This is a genomic window from Nonlabens sp. SCSIO 43208 (genome assembly GCF_050703575.1).
Lineage (GTDB): Bacteria > Bacteroidota > Bacteroidia > Flavobacteriales > Flavobacteriaceae > Nonlabens > Nonlabens tegetincola.
The window spans coordinates 1,343,871-1,365,638 of sequence record NZ_CP065365.1; the positions used below are offsets into that span (position 1 = coordinate 1,343,871).

General features: G+C 36.4%; 17 protein-coding genes and 1 tRNA gene. 7 read left to right on the plus strand and 11 right to left on the minus strand.

Going from position 1 to position 21,768, the window contains the following annotated elements:
• Nucleotides 1–3: 3 nt before the first annotated feature.
• The 3 genes from I5168_RS06070 to I5168_RS06080 are packed head-to-tail and all read right to left on the minus strand — an operon-like array spanning nt 4 to nt 2,993.
• Nucleotides 4–1,320, minus strand: a complete 1,317-nt coding sequence (locus I5168_RS06070; RefSeq protein WP_431472699.1) for a DUF819 domain-containing protein — start codon at nt 1,318–1,320, stop codon at nt 4–6.
• Nucleotides 1,321–1,380: 60 nt separating this feature from the next.
• On the minus strand, nt 1,381–2,337 hold the full coding sequence (locus tag I5168_RS06075; protein WP_431472700.1) for an alpha/beta hydrolase: 957 nt from the start codon (nt 2,335–2,337) through the stop codon (nt 1,381–1,383).
• Nucleotides 2,337–2,993 (minus strand): SdpI family protein, encoded by a 657-nt coding sequence (locus I5168_RS06080; RefSeq protein ID WP_431472701.1) that lies wholly within the window; start codon nt 2,991–2,993, stop codon nt 2,337–2,339. Before I5168_RS06080 ends, I5168_RS06075 begins: the two co-directional genes overlap by 1 nt.
• Nucleotides 2,994–3,067: 74 nt before the next feature.
• Here I5168_RS06080 and I5168_RS06085 point away from each other — a divergent pair, with 74 nt between their 5' ends.
• Nucleotides 3,068–3,361 (plus strand): TIGR03643 family protein, encoded by a 294-nt coding sequence (locus tag I5168_RS06085; RefSeq protein WP_431472702.1) that lies wholly within the window; start codon nt 3,068–3,070, stop codon nt 3,359–3,361.
• On the opposite strand, the gene I5168_RS06090 is transcribed toward I5168_RS06085, so the two are convergent.
• Nucleotides 3,358–3,963, minus strand: a complete 606-nt coding sequence (locus tag I5168_RS06090; protein WP_431472703.1) for an alpha-ketoglutarate-dependent dioxygenase AlkB family protein — start codon at nt 3,961–3,963, stop codon at nt 3,358–3,360. The genes I5168_RS06085 and I5168_RS06090 overlap by 4 nt on opposite strands.
• 76 nt (nt 3,964–4,039) lie before the next feature.
• On the opposite strand from I5168_RS06090, the gene I5168_RS06095 reads away from it, so the two are divergent.
• Nucleotides 4,040–5,047 carry a 3-oxoacyl-ACP synthase III family protein gene (locus tag I5168_RS06095; protein WP_060523933.1) on the plus strand — a complete coding sequence of 336 codons (1,008 nt, stop codon included), beginning with the start codon at nt 4,040–4,042 and terminating at the stop codon, nt 5,045–5,047.
• Between the two features lie 250 nt (nt 5,048–5,297).
• Nucleotides 5,298–5,660, plus strand: coding sequence for a CoA-binding protein (locus tag I5168_RS06100; protein WP_060523935.1), 363 nt, complete (start codon nt 5,298–5,300; stop codon nt 5,658–5,660).
• On the opposite strand, the gene I5168_RS06105 is transcribed toward I5168_RS06100, so the two are convergent.
• From I5168_RS06105 to folE, 4 genes are all read right to left on the minus strand, one after another.
• Complete coding sequence (locus I5168_RS06105) at nt 5,657–7,126, minus strand: sodium:solute symporter (protein ID WP_431472704.1); 1,470 nt, start codon at nt 7,124–7,126, stop codon at nt 5,657–5,659. The two genes, I5168_RS06100 and I5168_RS06105, sit on opposite strands and share 4 nt — an antisense overlap.
• Before the next feature lie 72 nt (nt 7,127–7,198).
• The gene (gene yidD / locus I5168_RS06110) at nt 7,199–7,420 is read right to left on the minus strand and encodes a membrane protein insertion efficiency factor YidD (protein ID WP_042277375.1); all 222 of its coding nucleotides are present in this window, start codon (nt 7,418–7,420) and stop codon (nt 7,199–7,201) included.
• Nucleotides 7,421–7,593: 173 nt separating this feature from the next.
• Nucleotides 7,594–9,078, minus strand: coding sequence for a cysteine--tRNA ligase (gene cysS, locus I5168_RS06115; protein WP_167342492.1), 1,485 nt, complete (start codon nt 9,076–9,078; stop codon nt 7,594–7,596).
• An 87-nt stretch (nt 9,079–9,165) separates the two neighbouring features.
• Entirely contained in the window at nt 9,166–9,837 is a 672-nt protein-coding gene (folE, locus tag I5168_RS06120; protein ID WP_042277377.1) for a GTP cyclohydrolase I FolE, read from the minus strand.
• A gap of 256 nt (nt 9,838–10,093) precedes the next feature.
• Here folE and I5168_RS06125 point away from each other — a divergent pair, with 256 nt between their 5' ends.
• The gene (locus tag I5168_RS06125; protein WP_431472705.1) at nt 10,094–15,175 is read left to right on the plus strand and encodes a T9SS type B sorting domain-containing protein; all 5,082 of its coding nucleotides are present in this window, start codon (nt 10,094–10,096) and stop codon (nt 15,173–15,175) included.
• Nucleotides 15,176–15,392: 217 nt separating this feature from the next.
• Here I5168_RS06125 and I5168_RS06130 read toward each other — a convergent pair whose 3' ends face one another.
• Complete coding sequence (locus I5168_RS06130) at nt 15,393–16,889, minus strand: OmpP1/FadL family transporter (protein WP_431472706.1); 1,497 nt, start codon at nt 16,887–16,889, stop codon at nt 15,393–15,395.
• Nucleotides 16,890–16,906: 17 nt separating this feature from the next.
• On the minus strand, nt 16,907–17,956 hold the full coding sequence (locus I5168_RS06135; protein WP_431472707.1) for a hypothetical protein: 1,050 nt from the start codon (nt 17,954–17,956) through the stop codon (nt 16,907–16,909).
• Nucleotides 17,957–18,069: 113 nt separating this feature from the next.
• Here I5168_RS06135 and proS point away from each other — a divergent pair, with 113 nt between their 5' ends.
• From proS to rpsT, 3 genes are all read left to right on the plus strand, one after another.
• Nucleotides 18,070–19,548 (plus strand): proline--tRNA ligase, encoded by a 1,479-nt coding sequence (proS, locus tag I5168_RS06140; protein ID WP_338351058.1) that lies wholly within the window; start codon nt 18,070–18,072, stop codon nt 19,546–19,548.
• Nucleotides 19,549–19,676: 128 nt separating this feature from the next.
• A tRNA-Glu gene (locus tag I5168_RS06145) sits at nt 19,677–19,748 on the plus strand.
• Nucleotides 19,749–19,789: 41 nt separating this feature from the next.
• The gene (rpsT, locus tag I5168_RS06150) at nt 19,790–20,041 is read left to right on the plus strand and encodes a 30S ribosomal protein S20 (protein ID WP_042277382.1); all 252 of its coding nucleotides are present in this window, start codon (nt 19,790–19,792) and stop codon (nt 20,039–20,041) included.
• Nucleotides 20,042–20,110: 69 nt separating this feature from the next.
• Here rpsT and I5168_RS06155 read toward each other — a convergent pair whose 3' ends face one another.
• Nucleotides 20,111–21,724: a T9SS type A sorting domain-containing protein gene (locus I5168_RS06155; RefSeq protein WP_431472708.1), complete on the minus strand. Its 1,614-nt coding sequence runs from the start codon at nt 21,722–21,724 to the stop codon at nt 20,111–20,113.
• Between the last annotated feature and the right edge of the window lie 44 nt (nt 21,725–21,768).

The window sequence follows — 21,768 nt, forward strand, 5'->3', positions numbered from 1 at the left end:
ATACTAGGCTGTTGCTGCCAGTTGCATAAGAATTGTGCAGGCAATAGCTCCTAGAGTTCCTACTACATATCCAAATACAGCAAGTAGAACGCCCACGCTGGTTAAGGATGGGTGAAACTCGGCAGCTACAACTGGAGCGCTGGCAGCACCACCTACATTTGCTTGACTTCCCACAGCTAGGAAAAAGTAAGGAGCTTTAATAAGTTTTGCCACGATTATTAATAACATCGCATGGAAAAACATCCACACCAGGCCGATTAGAATTAAGAATGGATTATCCATTATTTTAGTTAAGTCCATTTTCATACCTATCGTGGCTACCAGTATGTAAATGAATATACCGCCTATTCTACTTGCTCCTGTGCCTTCATAACGTTTAGCTGGAGTAAAAGAAAGTAATATTCCAATCAAAGTAGCTATAGCAATAATCCAGAAAAAACCACTAGTCAAAAAGGACAAATAAATGTTACCAGCTATCAATTCATTTGCTTGGAAAGTTGAAGACAGAAACTCTGAAAGTAAGTGTGATACTGCCACAGCGCCAAAACTGATTCCAGACATTACAAAAATATCTGTAACTGTAGCTTCTCGCTTTACAGCAGTAGTATAATCGCTAACTTTTTGTTTGAGTTCTTCTATGGCTGTATTATCAGCTTTGGTCCATTTATCGAACAGTTGACTTTTACCGATACCGAAAAGCAAAATTGCCATCCATAAGTTTGCTACAACAATGTCTACGATTACCATACCACCGTATTTATCTTGGCTATATTCATATACTTCTAACATGGCAGTTTGATTTGCTCCACCACCTATCCAGCTTCCAGCTAGTGTAGCTAGTCCTCGCCAAACAGCGTCTGTGCCTTCACCACCTATAGCCTCTGGTACAAACGAACCTATTAATAGTACTGCTAGTGGTCCGCCAATAATAATTCCAGCGGTACCAGTCAAAAACATGAGTAGTGCTTTTGAACCTAAATTAAAAACAGCTTTAAGATCAATGGAAAGGGTCATAAGAACAAGTGCTGCTGGAAGTAAGTAACGGCTGGCCATGTAGTATAGGTTAGACTCCTTTTCAACTAGCTCGCCATTTTCAATAATTTGCCACGATTCACCAGATATAATTCCAGTTGTGCTCAAAAAACTAGGTAATAAATAGCACATGAGTAAGGCGGGAACATAAGTAAAGAATTTTTTCCAAAATCCGTCTTCTCTTGACGAGGCATAAAACACAATAGCTAGACAAATCATTAAAAGTCCAAAGACTATTGCGTCATTGGTGATTAATGGTGCTGCGTTTTCAATTTTAGGAATATCCATTGATACAGGCTTGTTTTAAAGGTTGCCTGCAAAATACAATGAAACGAGAATAATTTGTAACTATTCTGTTACAAACGTATGTATTTGATTAATTAGTTCAGGGTGAATAGGAAAGTTGGGCTCCACATAGCTTTTTGCTGCAACAATTTCATCATCACCAACTTTTTTAAATACATAATTCATGCCTGTAATAATCACCTTTTTAGAACTAGGTGATGCTTCATGTAACAGTTCAGTTTGCATGGTAGAAACCTGTCTGTTCTTATCACCGTTTAATAAAAGAATCGGACATTCTATTTTTTTTATCAGTTTTGTTGGGTCATATTTCATCCAACTTTTCATAAAAGGTTGGATTCCAGGATTTGCTACATTCCAAAGATCTCGTTCAATGTTTTTAACAGGTTTTTCTTGCTTTTTTATTTTGTCAAAGGTTGCTCTTGCTACCTTATCTAGACCTGGGATTTCTTTAGATATTTGATCCACTATTAAATCATCGATAGACTGGCCGTGACCTGCAATAGATATTACCCCAGAAATGGATTCGTCATAAACTCTCATAGCTATCAGTGACCCTTGGCCATGTCCTAATAAATAGATTTTAGAGAATCTATCATCTCTATTAAACGTTTTTACGGTAACTCTCGCATCGGTAATGAATGTGTTTAAAGTAACCTCATCCGTAGTCTTTCTATTTTTCATTAGTGTAAGAGTACGCTTATCATAACGATAACTAGCAATACCCTTAGATAACAAACTGTCTGCTAATTGTTTGTAGTGATTGCTTCTTGTTCTAGGCTCATTTCCATTTCTGTCAACGGCTCCTTGTCCTGCAATAAAAATCACTAGCGGTACTGGTTGCAATGTATCGGGAACCAGCAGAGAACCTTGAATATTATCATTAATATTATAGATGGTAGGATCGATTTGTTCCTTTTGCATTTGACCTTTACTGAAAACGTCTTGTGCGTTTAAAGAAATACTTACAATAAATAAAGTGAATACTAGAAAATACTTCATTAGCTCTTACCTGGTTTTTGATATAAATAATAACTGTATGCAAAACTTGCAATTGCTATGCCAATGGTAGCTGACATGACAATAATAAACGTTGTTTGCATGGAGAATAGTATACTTGAAATTACCATTACGATCCCTGCTATTAAAAACCAGTATCCACCGTAATAATGTGTTTTTTTCCATACATCATTATTCTCTAGCGTCCATGGCGTGCGTATTCCGATGAAATAATTAGGTTTAATATGTCTCATATATAATCCCAATAAAACAAACAATAATCCCACACCAGCAAAGATTAATCTAGGTAGTTCTTTACTGAAGGTTGATGAATCTGTATGTGAACAAGCGTAAATAATGATAATGCTGATGGTACTCATAAAAACTGTAAGGCCTAACCTAAGTCCTGGCCATATCCTAGAATTATTGTTTTTAGGATCTAGTTGAGGTAGGTACTTAAACAAAAAATACATGACGCCACATAAAAGGATAGGAAGTATCCACAATTCCTGTTTGCTTCCCATTCTATCCACTTGTCCGCTAGAATTAAAATGCATGGCTACTTCTTCTGGTAATTCGCTGTAAATAAAGCCTAAATAAAGAAACGGAATTAGATTAAGAGTAATAATTAAGTACTCTATAAAATTTTTATTTTGCATATTTAAAGGTAAAAAAAAGAGTATTATCTGCTACTATCAATGTAATGAATAAATATTGAAGCGACTATATCACTATGGCAAGAGCAAAAGACATAATCAAAAACTTAGACGAAAGAGCTATTGATCGTATAGTAGAAATGGGCTGGGAAGACCGCACTCCATTTGATGCTATCGAGGCTCAATTCGGCGTTTCTGAAGGCGAGGTTATCAAAATCATGCGCAATCAAATGAAACCTAGTAGTTTTAAAATGTGGCGCGAGCGTGTTCAAGGTCGTTCTACAAAACATAGAGCACAACGCATGGAAGGCATTAATAGATTCAAGTGTTCTAGACAGCGATCTACAGGTAATAAAATAGCCAAACGTTAATCGCTAATTACCTTTCTAAAGGTTAAGTTCAATCGCGGTTTTATAGTCTTTTTAGTTTTGGCAATTTGATGTTTATAAAAATGTTGCGTGCCACCGCTCATTATTAGCACACTGCCGTGCTCCAGTTTAAACTTATATCGGTGTTGTTTAAGCGTGTTATGTTTCAGGTGAAAAAATCGTTCCTCACCTAAACTTACTGATGCAATTGTTGGATTTTCACCTAGAGCTTTTTCATCGTCTGCATGCCATCCGTTAGAATCATTCCCATCTCTATATAAATTAAGCAAACAAATATTGAAGTCGGTTTTAGCAAGTTGTTCAACATCTTTTTTAATCATGGCTAACGTTTTGGTCCAGGGTAAGGGTTCAAATTCAATACCCGAATATCCATAATTCAATTTTGGATCACCATATAATTGAGTAAGTCTAGGTTCTAGGTGTTCTTTTCCAAACAACTTTATTTTGTTCTGGCGCCATTTCGTTTCCTCAATAATTGTACGCTGTAATGTGTCCGCTTTCGCGAAAGCGTAATAATCACCTACATAATGTAGTTCACCATCAGGTAGTTCCGGAAGATTACTAGAAAACAACTTATTATGCATGCATATAAAAACTAATGGAAACCATAGCAAGATAGGGTAGTGGGTTATTATCTTGCAAGGCTTTTAAACAATAAATATGTACACTTCTAGAATAGCCGGAATGGGAAAGTATGTCCCTGAAAATGTGGTGACTAATGATGATCTTTCTAAATTAATGGATACAAATGATGCGTGGATTCAAGAGCGTACAGGTATTAAGGAACGACGTCATATTAAAAAAGGCGATGGAAATTCAACTGCAGTAATGGGAGTGAAAGCTGCCGAAATTGCTCTTGATCGAGCTGGAATATCTAAGGATGAGATTGATTTAATCATTTTTGCAACCCTATCTCCCGATTATTACTTTCCAGGATGTGGTGTCCAAGTACAAGATATGATGGGAATTCACACTTGTCCAGCCCTTGATATACGTAATCAATGTAGTGGTTTTATTTATGGAATCTCTGTAGCTGATCAATTCATTAAAACAGGTATGTATAAAAATGTACTTTTAATAGGATCAGAAAATCACAGCGGTGGATTAGATTTTTCTACTCGTGGTCGCGGTGTAACAGTAATTTTTGGTGATGGAGCAGGAGCCGCCGTTCTTACTCGATCAGAACAAGAAGGTCATGGAGTACTTTCAACACATTTACATAGTGAAGGGAAACACGCGCTAGAACTTTCTCTTAAAGGTCCTTCTACTAACCATTGGGTTCCTCAAATAATTGAGGAGAATCCACAGGAAGATATTCCTTACTACCCATATATGAATGGCCAGTTTGTATTTAAAAATGCAGTAGTCCGTTTTAGTGAAGTGATAATGGAAGGATTGAAAACTAATGGATTGGATGTTAATGATATTGACATGCTTGTGCCGCATCAGGCTAACTTGCGTATCTCACAATTTATTCAAAAGAAATTTCAATTATCTGATGACAAAGTATACAACAATATACAGCGCTATGGAAATACGACTGCAGCCTCTATCCCAATAGCGTTGTGTGAAGCGTGGGAAGAAGGTAAAGTAAAAGAAGGTGATACGGTGGTTCTTGCCGCCTTTGGAAGTGGATTTACTTGGGGTAGTGCAGTAATTAAATGGTAGTTATCTTAGAACAACTGATTGGTTATTCTATTTGAATTCTTTATATAAACAAAATCCCGAGCCTGCAAGCTCGGGATTTCTAGTTATCGTACAATAACACCAACCATTAATTATGAATTATACGAAACGTTAACCTTTGAATTTTTCTTTTTCAAACAATTCAATTATCAAATAAATCGTAAAGGGTTTATCACGTCCTTCAATTAAAAGACGCTAACTTTGTTGAAATGTTACAGCTTAAATCTTAAATATGTCTAAAAAAACACTTGTATTAGGAGCATCGCTTAAAACAGACCGTTACTCAAACATGGCTATTAATAGACTGGAGTCTTATCAGGTTCCTACCGTAGCTATAGGTTTGAAAACTGGTGAGGTTGCAGGAGTAACTATTGATACTGATCAACCGCAATATGAGGATATTCACACGGTGACTTTATATTTAAATCCAAAGAGACAGCAGCCCTATTACGATTACATTTTAAGTCTTAAGCCTAAACGTGTCATTTTTAATCCTGGCACAGAAAATCCTGAATTTTATGAAATTCTAAGGTCAAATGGTATAGAGGTAGAAGTGGCGTGTACTCTAGTAATGCTAGGTACAAACCAATACTAATTATGTACTGATTTAGAAGGTAGTAAAATTGACGCAATCAATAATAACGAAAAGGTGATTGCACCATTTAATAAAAGAATAAAAAACCCAAATTCAAATCCCGCATTTTCGGCTAGTACACTCACGGTGTAGGCAATAAATGGAGATATTATCGCTATAATAGGAACGCTGTATCGATGAGGTTTAAGCGAAGTGAGTATTCCAAAGCTAAACAAACCTAAAAGTGGTCCATAGGTGTAACCAGCAAAAACAAAAAGTTTAGTAATTACACTGGCATCTTGGATCAGGTATTCAAAACTTACTATCACAAGAATTAATAGGATTGAAAACGCGATATGTGTTAACATACGTACTTTCTTTTGCCTAGATTCAGAGTAGTTTTTTTCTACGTTTAAAATATCTACAGAAAATGAGGTGGTAAGTGAAGTTAGAGCACTGTCGGCACTACTATAAGCAGCGGCAACAAGTCCTAGCATAAATACAAGTCCTAGTCCTATTCCCATCTCACTTTGTAGCGCAATTGCAGGGAACAAGCTGTCCTTAGAAGCTTGAATGTTTTCCGCTTTGGCAAAGGCAGTTAAAAGAACTCCTAGTACTAGGAATAATAAATTAACTATGGTAAGTACAATCGTGAACCAAAACATATTCTTTTGAGCGTCTTTGAGACTGCGACAAGTCAAGTTTTTTTGCATCATATCTTGATCTAATCCTGTCATTACAATTGCTATAAATGCACCAGATAAAAATTGTTTCCAGAAATATTGATCACTTTTCCAATCATCAAAAAAGAATACTTGAGAGTAGTTACTGCTGTTTATATAATCAATTAAGTTATTAATAGAAGAGAATTCTAGTCTCTCATAAAGAAAATACAAGGCTACACCTACTGCTATTAGCATAAACAAAGTTTGCAAGGTGTCTGTCCATACAATGGTTTTTATACCGCTTTTAAACGTATACAACCAGATAAGAATAACAGTAAGAGTTACCGTTTGCCAAAATTCAATCCCTACTTGCATAGGATCAAAAACAAAAGTTTGAAGTACGCCTGCCACCAAATAAAGCCTAAAACTCGCTCCTACAACTCTACTCAATAGGAAAAAGCTGGATCCGGTATATTGAGCTGATTTTCCGTATCTATCATGCAGATAGGTATAAATACTAGTTAGATTGAGTCTGTAATACATGGGAAGCAAGACTGTTCCTATTACAAGATACCCTAAGGTATACCCAAGTACTACTTGAAAATACCCCATAGAATCTGCCTCAACATTACCAGGAATACTTATAAAGGTTACACCGCTCAATGAAGCACCTATCATCCCAAAGGCAACTATGTACCATGGTGAAGAACGGTTACCTCTAAAAAAGGTTGCACTATCATTTTTACGACCTACTAAAAAGGAAATGCCGATTAGTACGGCAAAATAACCGATGATTGTAAATAATATCTGATTAGGACTCACTAACTTATTTTAATGGCGAATTTACAAAAGACATTGTTAGATATAAGATAGTAAAAATCTATAATTGGAAAATTAAGGTACTGGGTCATGACCACTGCCACCCCATGGATGACAGCTAGAAATACGTTTAATGGCTAGCCAGCCACCTTTAAAAAAACCATGCTTAATAAGAGCTTCTTTGGAATAGCTAGAACATGTAGGAGTGTATCTACAACTAGCAGGAGTAAAGGGAGATATCGCATTTTGATAAACCCAAATTATTCCTAGAAAAGGATATGTAAGCCACTTTTTCAATCTAATTTATTCGTATATAAAATTAAACAAGTTCAACATGAATTAAAAATGTGGCATTTTAATTTCTAGTTTAGAACTATTTATAACTATGCATAAATAGTAATCCCTTTAATCAACTATAATGATAATCATTTAAAAAACGATGATATCAAGATAGCTTTAAGTCTAAGCGCTTATAAGGTATAAGTAGTTCCGTCTGGACCATCTTTAAGTTGAATTCCAGCCTCTAGTAATTGATCCCTGATTTTGTCACTTGTTGCAAAATCACGATTTGCTCTAGCTTGTGCTCTTAAATCAATTAACAATTGCATAGCTTTATCTAAGTGTTCTGTTTCATCACCAATTAAGGATTCTTGAGAACTTTTTAGACCTAAAACATCATAGAAAAAATCCCTGAAAGTTTGCTGCAATACGGTTAAGTCCTCTTGATTTATAGATTCTGAACCGCTGTTAATTTTTTGAATTAAACTCGCTCCTTCAAATAATTCTGCTACTAGGATAGGAGTGTTAAAGTCATCGTTCATTGCTGCATAACATTTCTCTTTCCATTCATTAATGGAAAAGCTACTAGTTTGAGAAACGGGTAATTTGTCTAATAAAGTAATAGCTTCATTAATACGATTATAACCTTTTTCAGCCGCTAGGATAGCATCATTACTAAAATCTAAAACAGATCGGTAATGAGCTTGCATCATGAAGAAACGCACTACACTAGGTGAAAAACCTTTTTCCATGAAGTCGTTATCACCGGTAAATAGTTCTTTAGGTAAAATACTGTTTCCAGTTGATTTTGACATTTTTTTGCCATTAAGAGTCAGCATATTAGCATGTAACCAATAGTTTACAGGACTACAACCGTGTGCTGCTTCACCTTGAGCAATTTCACATTCATGATGTGGGAATTTAAGATCCATTCCACCACCGTGAATATCAAAGGTGTCTCCTAAATATTTACTGCTCATTACAGTACATTCTAGATGCCAACCGGGAAAACCATCACCCCATGGGCTAGGCCATCTCATGATATGATCTGGATTTGCTTTTTTCCACAAGGCAAAATCTTGAGCATTTTCTTTTTCATCCTGAGCATTAAGGTCACGTGTGTTTGCGATCATATCCTCTAGATTTCTGCCGCTTAATTTTCCGTAACGATGATCAGTATTGAATTTAACGACATCAAAATAGACAGATCCGTTACGCTCATACGCATAACCTTTGTCAATGATGTTTTTGATAATTTCAATTTGCTCAACAATGTGTCCAGTTGCAGTAGGTTCAATGCTAGGTGGTAAGGCATTAAATTGCCTCATTACATTATGAAAGTCTAGGGTATACTGCTGTACCACTTCCATAGGTTCTAGCTTTTCTAGTCTAGCTTTTTTGGATATTTTGTCTTCTCCTTGATCCGCATCATCTGTTAAGTGGCCAGCATCGGTAATATTACGTACGTATCGAACTTTATATCCTAGATGCTTTAGATACCTAAATATCATATCAAAGCTTATGAAAGTACGACAATTCCCTAAGTGTACGTTGCTGTAAACAGTAGGTCCACATACATACATACCTATTCTTCCCGGCGTTATAGGAGTAAAAACTTCCTTCTGGCCATTAAGTGAATTGTAAAGCTTTACTTCATTGCTTTGGTATAATTCCATAATGTTGATTTATAAGGTAAAGATATTAGATGTTACGCTTTCGCGAAAGCGTAATCAATAACAAACTATCACGTAAAGAAGGTGATTCTAGAATTTGGTTTCTAGACTTATGTAATCTAGAAATTCCTTTTTTACTTCTGGCTTTTTAAATTCGCCTCCAAACTCACCCGTAACGGTACTACTTTCAATGTCGCGAATACCTCGACTATTTACGCAAAGGTGTTTTGCATCAATCACACAGGCAACATTCTCTGTTCCAAGAACTCTTTGAAGTTCCCTCACTATTTGGATATTTAATCGCTCTTGCACCTGCGGTCTCTTAGCATAATAATCTACAATACGATTCATTTTTGAAAGTCCAACCACAGTTCCATTTGAAATGTAGGCAACATGAGCACGTCCTACTATAGGTAGTAAGTGGTGTTCACAGGTAGAATACAATGTTATGTTTTTCTCGACTAACATTTCATTGTATTTGTATTTATTGTCAAAGGTGCTTGCCTTTGGTTTTTTATCGGGTCTTAATCCTCCAAAGATCTCATTAACAAACATTTTTGCAACCCTTTTAGGTGTTCCCTGCAGGCTGTCATCGGTCATGTCCATTCCCAATGTTTGTAAGATGTTATGAACATCTTTTTTAATACTCTCTATCTTTTCCTCATCGGTAAGACTAAAAGCGTCTTCCCGTAGCGGTGTTTCTTCACTGGACCATGAGTGATCGTGGTCGTTTATATCATCCAAAAGATCTTCTACTTTCATAAAATACTATCGCTTTAAAAGCGTTAAAATGCGGTTGCAAAGATACAACTAAGGTCTTTAATTTAACTAATTAGAGTGGTAGGCGTGTTAATAATTAGCTTACAGTTAACGCTATGTTAATGAAAATTAAGATATTTGTTACTTACTCAAGATTTAATCTAAGTTCAAAGCAATGATTTCTATTAAAAAACTCTTGTTGAGTTTGCTCTTTTTTACAGTGGCAATCACAGCATACAGCCAGGTTCAAACTATTAATATGCCCGCCAATGCAACTGAGAGATATGTAGGTTGTAACAATGCTTTTTTAAATGATAGTGGCGGTCCTGCAGGAAATTATGGAAATAATGAAAATGGTGAACTTATTTTATGCCCTATTATTCCGACAGATAGAATGCAATTCAATATAGGACTTATTGATATAGGTCCTAATGATGTTTTAACTATTTATGACGGTGATGATAATACAGCACCTGTTCTTTACACTGCATCAAATACAACTACTGCGCCAGGAGTGATAGAAGCATCTCCTACTAATTCGACCGGTTGTTTGTTTATTACCTTTGTTTCCGATGGTACAAATACGAATAATGCAGGTTGGAGAGCGACGCGAGGTTGTTTTGATCCTTGTCAAACAATAACGCCTTCTATTACAACAACTCCAGCAACCGATGCAGACGGAATTTTAAGAATATGTCAAGGTACTACTGTGAATTTTGACGGAAGCGCAACTTTTAGTTTAGATGGAACAGGAGCAACATACGAGTGGGATCTAGGAAATGGTAATGGAACAGTAACTGGGCAAATGGTGAGTGAAACGTATGCGAGTCCTGGAATATACAACGTTCAATTTACTGTAACTGATAATATTGGCTGTACTGATAGAGAGGAAATAGACTTAATAATCTTTGTTTCAACAGATCCTGATTTTACGGGTACTCAACCTGATGACACCACCATTTGTTTTGGAGATAGTACCGACATTACTGGAGTGGTCACACCGGTTGAATTTGCGATAAACCCAACTCCACCTGTCGCAGGACAAACTTTCCTTCCTGATGGTAGTGGTGTTTCCTATCAAACCTGTATAAATGTTGATATTTTTACTCCAGGTGCAGTGGTAACTAATGCATCTGATATCGTAGATATCTTCTTAGAAATGGAGCATTCCTATTTAGGAGATCTAGAGGTAACTATAATTTCTCCAAATGGGCAAACAGCAGTTCTTCATCAATATTCTAATGGTGGCGGAACATTTTTAGGAATCCCAATAGATAATGACTCAGACCTGAGCCCTGGAAGAGGATTTTTATACTATTTTACCGAACAACGAGCAGCGACACAAACATGGGCTCAGGCCGCAGCTGCAAACGCGACTATTCCTGCTGGTGATTATCTTCCATTTGATCCTTATACTAATTTAATAGGAAGTCCATTAAACGGTCAGTGGTGTATAGATATAGTAGATAATTTAGGTTCCGACAACGGTTATATTTTTCAATGGGGTATTACTTTTGATCCAGCAATAATACCAGGTGAGTTCAACTTTACACCTGGTAGTAGCGCAACGAGATGGTTGCCAGATCCTTCTATTACAGCAACAAATGGTGATGTGATAACAGTAACACCTACTACTGAAGGTCTGAACTGTTATACTTATGAATTTACGGACAGCTTTGGTTGTATTTATACAGAACAGGTTTGTATAACTGTAGAACAGGAAATTCTCGATGCTGCACCAAATGACATTGTTGAATGTGGAACTTTAGGTACTACCGCTGTTGACCTTACGGTTAATACACCTATTGTATTAAATGGTTTAAATCCTGCCGATTTTTCAGTCGCTTACCATAATACCTTAAACGACGCAGAGAACGCAACTAATCCTATTGCAAATCCTAGTGCATACGTAACAACTACTTCTCCAGAGACTGTCTATGTCTCTATTACAAACCTAGCAAATAGTTGTATTGAAGTAGATCCAGCTGGTTTTCAAGTGTCGATTATAGACTTTGGAACAGTAACCATTCCAGATATTAACAGCTGTACGGCTCTTGTTAATTTTGATTTGCAAGGTTATGTAAATAGTAGCTTGTCTGGTGGCGGCGGTGGAACGGTAGGAACTAATTTTACGATGACATTTCACACCTCGCAAGCAGATGCTACAACTGGAGCAAATCCTATACCGCTTCCTTATAACCAAGCTTCTGGTACTGTAACTATTTGGATAAGAATTGTGAGCACTGCTGATCCTTCTTGTAACGCAGTATTGCCTTTTGATATAACAGTTAATCAAACCATTACAGGTCCGGTTAACGATATAGTGGTATGTGATGATGCTAGCAATGACGGTATTGAGGTTTTTGATCTTACTACTCAAGATGCAGATGTTCAATCGGTAACTGGTGGTAACGTTACCTATTTTGAAACTCTGGCAGATGCTTCTGCAAATACAAACGCTATTACTAACCCAACTGGATACTCTAATATTTCTAATCCTCAAATTATTTACGCTAGATTGGAAAACCCTATTGATCCATCATGTTTTGATGTAGCACAATTTGCAATACAAGTTGATTACTTAGGAGTGTATAATACAGCCTCTGATATGGTTGTGTGTGATGATGTCACTAATGATGGAATAGAAATCTTTGATTTAACTACTCAAGAAATTGATATCTTAAATGGTCAAAATCCAGCAGATGTTACTATAACATACCACCTTTCTCAAGGCGATGCAGATGCTAATATCAATGCTATTGCAACTCCTTCTTCTTACACTAATGGAGTTGTAGGTGGTGAACAAATTTTTGTACGAGTAGAAGGCGTGCCTAATGCTGCTTGTTATACTACAGGAAGTTTCAATATTGTGGTTAATGAATTACCAGTAGCAACCACGCCAAATGATATGGTGGTTTGTGATGACGCAAGTAATGATGGGGTAGAAGTTTTTGATCTAACCTCACAAGACGCCAGTATTCAAACGGTAACAACTGGAAATGTTAGTTACTTTGAATCAATGGCCGATGCTACTTCAAATACAAATCCAATTACTAACTCAACAGCTTATTCAAATACTTCAAATCCGCAAACAATCTATGCTAGGTTAGAAAATTCTAGCAATACCGCTTGTTTTGATGTAATTCAATTCGCATTACAAGTGGATTATTTAGGTGTTTTTAATACAGCACAGGATATGATTGTTTGTGATGATACAAGTAACGATGGTATTGAAATATTTGATTTGACCTCGCAAGAAGTTGATATTCTAAATGGACAAAATCCAGTAGATGTTTTGATAACTTACTATCTTTCTCAATCAGATGCTGATGCTGCGACTAATGCTATAGCTTCTCCAAGTTCTTATACAAACAGTATAATAGGAGGAGAGCAAATTTTTGTAAGGGTAGAAGGTGTGCCTAATGGTTCGTGTTTTACAACAGGTAGTTTTAATCTTGTTGTTAATGAGTTACCGGTGGCAACAAGTCCTGCAGATCTAGTGGTTTGTGATGATCCTTCTAACGACGGCATTGAGAATTTTAACTTAAGTTCACAAGATGCGGCAATTTTAAACGGATTGAACGCAGCAGATTATGTGATAACTTACTTTTCTTCTCAAGCTAATGCTGATTCAAATACCAATCCTTTAAATTCAACAAGTTATGATAATACTGCAGCTACAGAGACCATTTATGTAAGAATGGAAAGTGTAGTAAATGCGACCTGTTTTTCGACAGTTAATTTTGATATAATTGTTAATCCAGCTCCTTCTATTATTAATGGTAATGATTTAGAATTGTGTGATGATATTTCAGGAGATGGTATAGAAGTTTTTGACTTATCTCAAAACGATGCCGTGATATTGAATGGTTTAAATCCTGCTGATTATACTATAACTTATCATGCATCTCAAACCGATGCAGATTCAGCTATTAATCCTTTAAATACCAATTATTCAAATACTTCCACTTCTGAAACGATTTACGCTAGTGTAGTGAATAATACAACAGGCTGTTCAAATACATCAAGTTTCAACATCACCGTAAATCCAATTCCACAAACGGTTGCGGTTTCAGATCTTGAAGTATGTGACGATGATAATGATGGTGTAGGTATGTTTTCTTTAAGCGATCGCACTGCAGAAATAGCTAACGGTCAATCGGCAGTAGTGACATTTTATGAGTCACAAGCCGATGCTGTTTCACAAACAAACCCATTAGATGGTAACAGTTACAATAATATTTTTAATCCACAAACCATTCATTATCGATTAGAAAATGCTTCAACCGGTTGTTTTGCTGTGGGTACTTTTGAAATAGAGGCACTTGCAGCGCCTAATGCGTTTGTTGCGACACCACTTGAATCATGTGATGATGGAACTGGAATAGCTACGGTAGATTTAACTACTGCTATCCCAGAGATAACAGGAGGACAAACAAGTGATGTAACCTTCCATGAAACCTCTCAAGACGCCCAGGATGGTATTAACCCATTAAATGCTAATTATGATTTTAGCGGTGATACAACTGTATTCGTTAGGGTTGAAATCCCAGGTTTAGGCTGTGAAGGATTTACCACTTTAGATCTATTGTTTAATGATTTGCCAGATCCACAATTACTGCCGCAATATATTTTGTGTAGAGATGAAAACGGAGTTCTTATAAATGGACCTGAATTACTTGATACAGGTCTTAATAATCAAGATTATTCTTTTGAATGGACTCGAAATGGTACAATCATAGCTGGTGCATCAGATTCCTTTTTGAATGCAACAGAAGATGGAGATTATGAAGTGGTAGTGACAGACTTGTTTACTGGCTGTCAACAAACTGAAAGTACTAATGTACGTTTTTCGGGAATTCCTCTTTCCTATGATGTTGAGGTTACCACAGACCCTTTTGATTTTTCACATAATATTTTTATAACTACAGAAGGTCCAGATCAATATTGGTTTAGTTTAGACGGTGGTCCTTACCAAAATTCACCATACTTTAATGACGTAAGTCCTGGACCTCACACAATGGCAATTGCAGAACGAACTGGTTGTGGTGAAGTAGTTGTAGAGGTGTTTGTATACGGATATCCTGATTATTTTACTCCTAATGCAGACGGGTATCACGACACTTGGAATATTATTGGAGGTGATAGACTACCAGGAACACAGGTATACATTTTTGATCGTTATGGGAAATTCCTAAAACAAATAGCAACCGATGGTCCTGGTTGGGACGGAACTTTTAATGGAGAGCCTTTACCAAGTTCTGATTATTGGTTTAAAATTGAATATCAATTTGAAGGACAATCCGCAGAGGCTACTGGACACTTTGCTTTAAAAAGATAATCTCTTCATGGTATACATTATTAAAGCCCGCATTTAAAATGCGGGCTTTTGCTTACTAGGTTTTAAAACTGCTTGTTATTTATTTGATTACGCTTTCGCGAAAGCGTAATAACTAAACACTACCAAGCACAATAATTATAAAAATCATTTAATCCTAGGTATAAAAAAAGCTGCATCTATTGGAAATGCAGCTTTTTTCTTGTTAAGAGTTAACCTGTTATAGATTAAACCCTAAGGTTAATACGATATTAGTTAGGCTGTTTCGTGCGTTCCCAGAGGTGTCTAATCCTCCAGAAGCAAGGTTTTGAGTGAAATCTTGTTCGGAGTAATCATAAGACAAATCTAGAACTGTATTTCCCCATGAATATCCCAAACCTAAACTATAACCTGTAAGATCATCCATAATACTCTTATCCTTGTAAGGCGAATCAATCATTCTATAACCACCACGCAGTGACCAATTTTTAACGCGATATTCTCCGCCTATTCTCAAAGTGGTAGCTGTGTCTAGATTGTTGGAAATAAATTGGTTGTTTTGAGAAAAAATGAAATCGTTTTCTGGAGAAAACTTCATATTCGTGTAATCTCTTATGCCGTAGTCCAGACTTATAAGCCCTTTTTTGCCAAAAACATAACTAGCACTTGCAGTCCAACTTCCTGGAAGCCTTAAATCGTAAGGGGCAAATAAGTTTTCTACCCTAGGAGCAACTATAGCATTAATGTTGGCTCCTGATGCTTCGATCTCCTGAACTAAGTTATCTTCAATAGTATACCATGTTGGTGACTCATAAGACAGGCCTAGTCGAAATTGCTTTGTAACCTTTGCTATCGTACCTAATTGAAAACTTACACCACTACCGTCTGTTCTTAATACATTGTCAAATCTAGTTCTAGAAACATTACCATTGCTGTTTTCGGTTGCGCGAGTAAACTTTTCATTAAATAAATAATGAATATTAACATTAAGACCTAAGCTAAATTTATTATCAATTTCTAAAGCTCCATTAAAAGATGTTTTGTTTTGATACCCATTAGAGTCTTCAAAATATGTCTGGTTGTATGGACCATTACCAGTGTTTGATACGTAATCAATATTATTTGGGTCGGTATCATCAACAGCGTTTATTATAAAAGCTTCATATCCTAAGAAGGCTTGTTGTGCGTCAAAACCTACATTTTCCCCAAGGAACCTATAAAGACCGCTTACTGTTTCTCCATTTTGTAACTGTAAATTGTCAAGAGTAATACCGTTAGCGTTATTCAAGAAATATTGAGAAATAGAAGTGTCACTTACACCATTAAAAAAGAGCCTAGTATCATAATTTCTTAAAGCATCGTAATTGATACCTAGAGAAAATTTAGTAACGCCAGATTCATTGTTGCCTTCAAAAACTAGGACACCACCTACTTGATTAATAGTTACATCAGTACTGCCGTCATTTGAAGTGCTTCCAAAGTAATCTGTGTCGGCATCTTGATTAAATACATTTAAACTTAATGAAACGTAATTATTTGCAAATACTGTTGAACCAGCAGGATTTACTCCAATTGCAGATAAATCGCCTCCTAATGATCCCATTGCTCCGCTAAGAGCTCTAAATCTAGCTGTTCCAAATATATCTTGTGGAGTGTAAGTAAGTCCTTCTTGAACAGATTGAGCGCTTGAAAAAAGCGCACCCAGTGCGAGCGCGCCTATAATTATTGCCTTTTTCATATAATTTAACTTTCTAATTATCCTCTACGACCTCTAGAGCTTGATGAACGTCCACCACCTGAAGATCTACCACTAGATCCGCCACCTCTCATTCCTGAGGATCTTGAAGAGCTACCACTGCTTCTCATACCTGAAGAGCGGCTTGTTCTTGAGCTACCAGATCTCATTCCACTACTACGAGAACTAGAACTTCTTGTTCCTATTCTGGTACTACGTGTAGAGCTTCTTGATGTTCTTGAAATACTACTATTTCGAGAGGTTCTACTACTTCTAGATATCGAACTACTTCTTCTGTTTGAGGTGCTTCGTCCAGAATAGTATCTACCATTTGTGGTATTGCGACTTCCATAAGCAGCTCTACCTCTTGTATTTGAATTTAGGCTGTAACCTCTTGAAGATCTACCTCTATTAACATAAGCGAAATTATTTTGGTTGTAACCCCAGCCAGAGTTATTGGTATACCAACCATTTCCGTAACCCCAGCCTGGGAAAAATCCCCAATTATTCCAGCTGAGCCAAGCATAGTTATTCCAACCCCAAACAGGTGACCAATATCCGAATCCACCCCAGGCCCAGTTGTTAAACCTATAGCCAGGAGCACCAAAAATCCCCCATCTTGCTGAACCCCAACCGAATCCTGGGTTGTATCCCCAATTGTTCCAACCCCAACCAGGTGCTAAACCCCATCCATTATCTATATAATTTATATTAATTTGAGATGGATTTTCTCCCCATGCAGGATTACCGCCACCATAGGTAGCTGTAGCATCTGGGTTTGAAGAATCATAACTACCTCCAGAATATGATTCCACATCAGTAAATACACTGTCGACTTCAAAGTTACTCCCAAATTGTTCACCTTCTTGTTCAAAAAGTCTTTCATAGTAGCCTGCGCTGTCATCTTGATATGTAGGAGTGTTCTCAACTTTTACCGATTCTGATTCACCATAGATGCCATCGTTATACGAAACGTTGTTATAGGTACCACAAGAAATGATCATAAAACTTAAAGCGAATAACAAAATCGCTGATTTCCATTTTTTTCTAAAATTGTAATTGATACTCATAACTTTTGATTTTTTTGATAGCATTTGATAAAAATAAGTAGTTTTGCTATCCTAATAATAAGGATTAACAAACTTCTAATCTAAGTACAATATTTGTGCCAAAAAATTAATAAATGTCTAAAAACCTAACAAGTAGAGCAGAGGATTACTCCAAATGGTATAATGAACTAGTAGTAAAAGCTGACCTCGCAGAAAACAGTGCTGTAAGAGGATGTATGGTTATCAAACCTTATGGGTTTGCTATTTGGGAAAAAATGCAAGCAGAATTAGATCGTATGTTTAAAGAAACAGGTCATCAAAACGCTTATTTTCCTTTGTTTGTTCCTAAAAGCCTGTTTGAAGCGGAAGAAAAAAATGCTGAAGGTTTTGCTAAGGAATGTGCTGTAGTAACTCATTATAGACTACAAAATGATCCTGAAAATCCAGGAAAATTACGAGTAGATCCACAAGCTAAATTGGAAGAAGAGTTGGTTGTGCGACCTACCAGTGAGGCGATCATATGGAATACTTATAAAGGATGGATTCAAAGTTATAGGGATCTACCTTTATTAATAAATCAATGGGCCAATGTTGTTAGATGGGAAATGAGAACAAGGCTGTTTTTGAGGACTGCAGAGTTTTTGTGGCAAGAAGGTCATACAGCTCATGAAACTAAAGAAGAAGCGATTCAAGAAGCAGAGTTAATGAATAACGTTTACTCTGATTTCGTTCAAAATTTCATGGCGATTCCAGTGGTTAAAGGTTTGAAAACTGAAAGTGAACGATTTGCCGGCGCCGATGAGACTTATTGTATTGAAGCTCTAATGCAGGATGGTAAAGCTTTGCAGGCAGGTACAAGTCACTTTTTAGGTCAAAATTTTGCCAAGGCATTTGATGTTAAGTTTACCTCTAAAGAAGGGAAGCAAGATTATGTATGGGCAACGTCTTGGGGAGTTTCTACTAGATTAATGGGTGCTTTGATTATGACTCACAGTGACGATAAAGGTTTGGTGCTGCCTCCAAATCTAGCACCAAATCAAGTTGTCATAGTGCCTATATATAAAGGAGAAGATCAGTTGAAGGAAGTTACAACGGTTGCAGATGAGATGATGAAAGATCTTAGGTCACTAGGAGTAACTGTTAAATATGACAATCGAGATACCTTAAGACCAGGAGCAAAGTTTGCACAGCACGAATTACAAGGGGTTCCATTAAGAATTGCGATTGGCGCAAGAGATATAGCAAATGGAACGGTAGAACTCGCTAGAAGAGATAACCTGACTAAAGAAGTGGTTCCTTCAGAAGGAATAGCGATGCGTGTGAAAGAATTGCTCAAAGAGATTCAAGAGTCATTGTTTAATAAAGCATTAGATTTTAGAGATAATCACATTACTAAAGTTGAAACATTTGATGAGTTTAAAAACGTTTTAGAAAACAAAACGGGCTTTATAAGTGCTCATTGGGATGGCACGGCAGAGACAGAAGATAAAATTAAAGAACTGACTAAGGCCACGATTAGGTGTATTCCTCTTGATGCTAAGGAAGAACAAGGAACTTGCGTATTCTCTGGGAAACCTAGTACAAGAAGGGTGTTGTTTGCTAAGGCTTATTAGGGATCTAATTAATTGAAATTGAGAATAGTAAAAATAATTTGAAAAATTTATTCATTTTTTTTACTTAATAGTTTGGCAAATCGTAAAAAGCTCTTATTTTTGCATCCGCTAAACGAGCAAAACTCAATGGCCCGTTCGTCTATCGGTTAGGACGCCAGGTTTTCATCCTGGAAAGAGGGGTTCGATTCCCCTACGGGCTACAATAAAACAAGTCTTTAGATAGACGATTTTTACAAAGATTATGGCAAATCACAAAAGTGCTTTAAAAAGAATTAGAAGAAACGAGACAGCTAGACTTAGAAATAAGCACCAGCACAAAACAACTCGTAATGCTATCAAAAAATTACGTGAGACTTCTGATAAAGGAGCTGCTGAAAAATTATATGTTGAGGTATCATCTATGATTGATAAATTAGCAAAAAAGAATATTATTCATTCTAATAAAGCTGGTAATTTAAAGTCTAAACTTGCAAAGCACGTTAATGCACTTTAATTAGTATCTAGTTAAAAAAATCAAAAGCTCGCTTCAAGCGAGCTTTTTTATTTATATAGTTTGTCTAAGCTACTGCGATTTAATAAACTTCCAAGTAATGATGTCATTATTAGACGTTACCGTTAGGAAATATACACCAGTAGCCAAGTTTGAAATGTCAATTTTGGTGAGGTTTTGATTTATTTCATGATGCTGCAGTAATTGTGTTCCAGATAGACTAGAAATAGTAACCGATTTTTCTACATCACCATTTCCTTCAATAAATATAAAGTCTTTGGATGGGTTAGGGTAAAACTCAATTTGAGATTGTTGATTTCCATCTAAGCTAAGGGTACTATTACCATATAGTTGTCCATAAACTTCATATTCTTGATTTACCATCATACTTCCACTTGAAGTATCCTCTGCTTTGTACACAATTAAAAGTGCCGCTTGACCGTTACTAACTATTCTGGGTAAAAATGCACTTCCATCAGCATTAACTGGTGCTGCAGATACACGCAACAATGAATTACCTGTCACTCCTGTAGTGGTTACAGTTCTCATGAATATTTCTCTTTCGAACCTATTTGAGAAAAAAGGATTTGCGTTGAAAACGACATAAAATGTATTGTCGTTCGGGTTCCAATCAACATCTGCAGCTGCAGCAAAATGTCTAGTGGACTGGGCACCTACTAGACTAATTTCAAACTCAGGGACTAGAATATTCATGGAATCATCATAGATAACTCCAAATACATCTATTTCTCCTGCTCGAGAATTATCAGCTTCATAAACAAAGATGTACCGATTGTCTGTCGTGCTGTATGCAGCTCTTACCCATTTATTACCAAAACTGTTGCTGTTTATACTTCCTCTATTACTTAACTGATATTGGTTAACTAGATTACCATTTTCATTAACAATGGTAACAAAAGCCTCTTCTTGATTATTAATAGGTGATGCAACATAGGTAACAGCATATTCTCTTGCATTGGGATTGAAGATCACATCGGGTATTGATCCGTTGGTTTGTATTCCGTTGGCAGAGTTGGTTATAGGAAAACTTGTGCCTATTTGTAAGCCATTTTGATTAAGTCTTTGACCATAAAGTTCCAAAGACCCATTAGCAGTACTTGTTGCTTGACTTACCATTATATAAGTCATAAAATATTCATTTAACAAGGAGTTATATACAAGAGCTGGTGTACGTGCATCGATTGAAGAATTTCCACTAGAGCCGGAATTTGTTATTCTATAATCACTCGATATTATAGAACCATTTTGATCTAATACCACACCATAAATTTCACTTTTATTGGCGTTGAGTTGTCCTTGGTAAACCACAAGAAAAGTATTGTTTGAGGAATTAAAAGCTACTCGAGGAAAACGATTCTCCAATGGAGCTTGTCCTAGATTTAAAGATGATATGAGAATATCATTCCCTAGTACATTTCCGTTTAAATCGATAAATCGTCCAATTATTTGACTGTTATTTGCTACAACTCCATTGAAATCTGTATCGGCGCTTTCCCATACAGCAAGATAAGTGTGGTTGTTTGAATTGTAGGCTATGTCAGGAAAGTCAACACTTGGTGTAGTGTTTCCAAATCCTCCAGCATCACTTATTCTAAAATCATCGGGACCATAGAATTGAGCTTGACAAATGAAGGTGGTTAATAGTAAAATGTAAAATGTTTTCATGAGATTAGTTTACCATTAATGGCATCTCTATGAAATAGGTTAAC

Excerpts from the sequence above, each read along its gene's own strand:
- I5168_RS06100 (WP_060523935.1), top strand. The coding sequence starts at position 5,298 with ATGTCTAAAAAAACACTTGTATTAGGAGCATCGCTTAAAACAGACCGT.
- I5168_RS06130 (WP_431472706.1), bottom strand. The coding sequence starts at position 16,889 with ATGAAAAAGGCAATAATTATAGGCGCGCTCGCACTGGGTGCGCTTTTT.
- I5168_RS06085 (WP_431472702.1), top strand. The coding sequence starts at position 3,068 with ATGGCAAGAGCAAAAGACATAATCAAAAACTTAGACGAAAGAGCTATT.
- proS (WP_338351058.1), top strand. The coding sequence starts at position 18,070 with ATGTCTAAAAACCTAACAAGTAGAGCAGAGGATTACTCCAAATGGTAT.
- cysS (WP_167342492.1), bottom strand. The coding sequence starts at position 9,078 with ATGGAATTATACCAAAGCAATGAAGTAAAGCTTTACAATTCACTTAAT.
- I5168_RS06070 (WP_431472699.1), bottom strand. The coding sequence starts at position 1,320 with ATGGATATTCCTAAAATTGAAAACGCAGCACCATTAATCACCAATGAC.
- I5168_RS06095 (WP_060523933.1), top strand. The coding sequence starts at position 4,040 with ATGTACACTTCTAGAATAGCCGGAATGGGAAAGTATGTCCCTGAAAAT.
- folE (WP_042277377.1), bottom strand. The coding sequence starts at position 9,837 with ATGAAAGTAGAAGATCTTTTGGATGATATAAACGACCACGATCACTCA.
- I5168_RS06075 (WP_431472700.1), bottom strand. The coding sequence starts at position 2,337 with ATGAAGTATTTTCTAGTATTCACTTTATTTATTGTAAGTATTTCTTTA.
- I5168_RS06090 (WP_431472703.1), bottom strand. The coding sequence starts at position 3,963 with ATGCATAATAAGTTGTTTTCTAGTAATCTTCCGGAACTACCTGATGGT.
- I5168_RS06155 (WP_431472708.1), bottom strand. The coding sequence starts at position 21,724 with ATGAAAACATTTTACATTTTACTATTAACCACCTTCATTTGTCAAGCT.
- I5168_RS06135 (WP_431472707.1), bottom strand. The coding sequence starts at position 17,956 with ATGAGTATCAATTACAATTTTAGAAAAAAATGGAAATCAGCGATTTTG.
- rpsT (WP_042277382.1), top strand. The coding sequence starts at position 19,790 with ATGGCAAATCACAAAAGTGCTTTAAAAAGAATTAGAAGAAACGAGACA.
- I5168_RS06080 (WP_431472701.1), bottom strand. The coding sequence starts at position 2,993 with ATGCAAAATAAAAATTTTATAGAGTACTTAATTATTACTCTTAATCTA.
- I5168_RS06125 (WP_431472705.1), top strand. The coding sequence starts at position 10,094 with ATGCCCGCCAATGCAACTGAGAGATATGTAGGTTGTAACAATGCTTTT.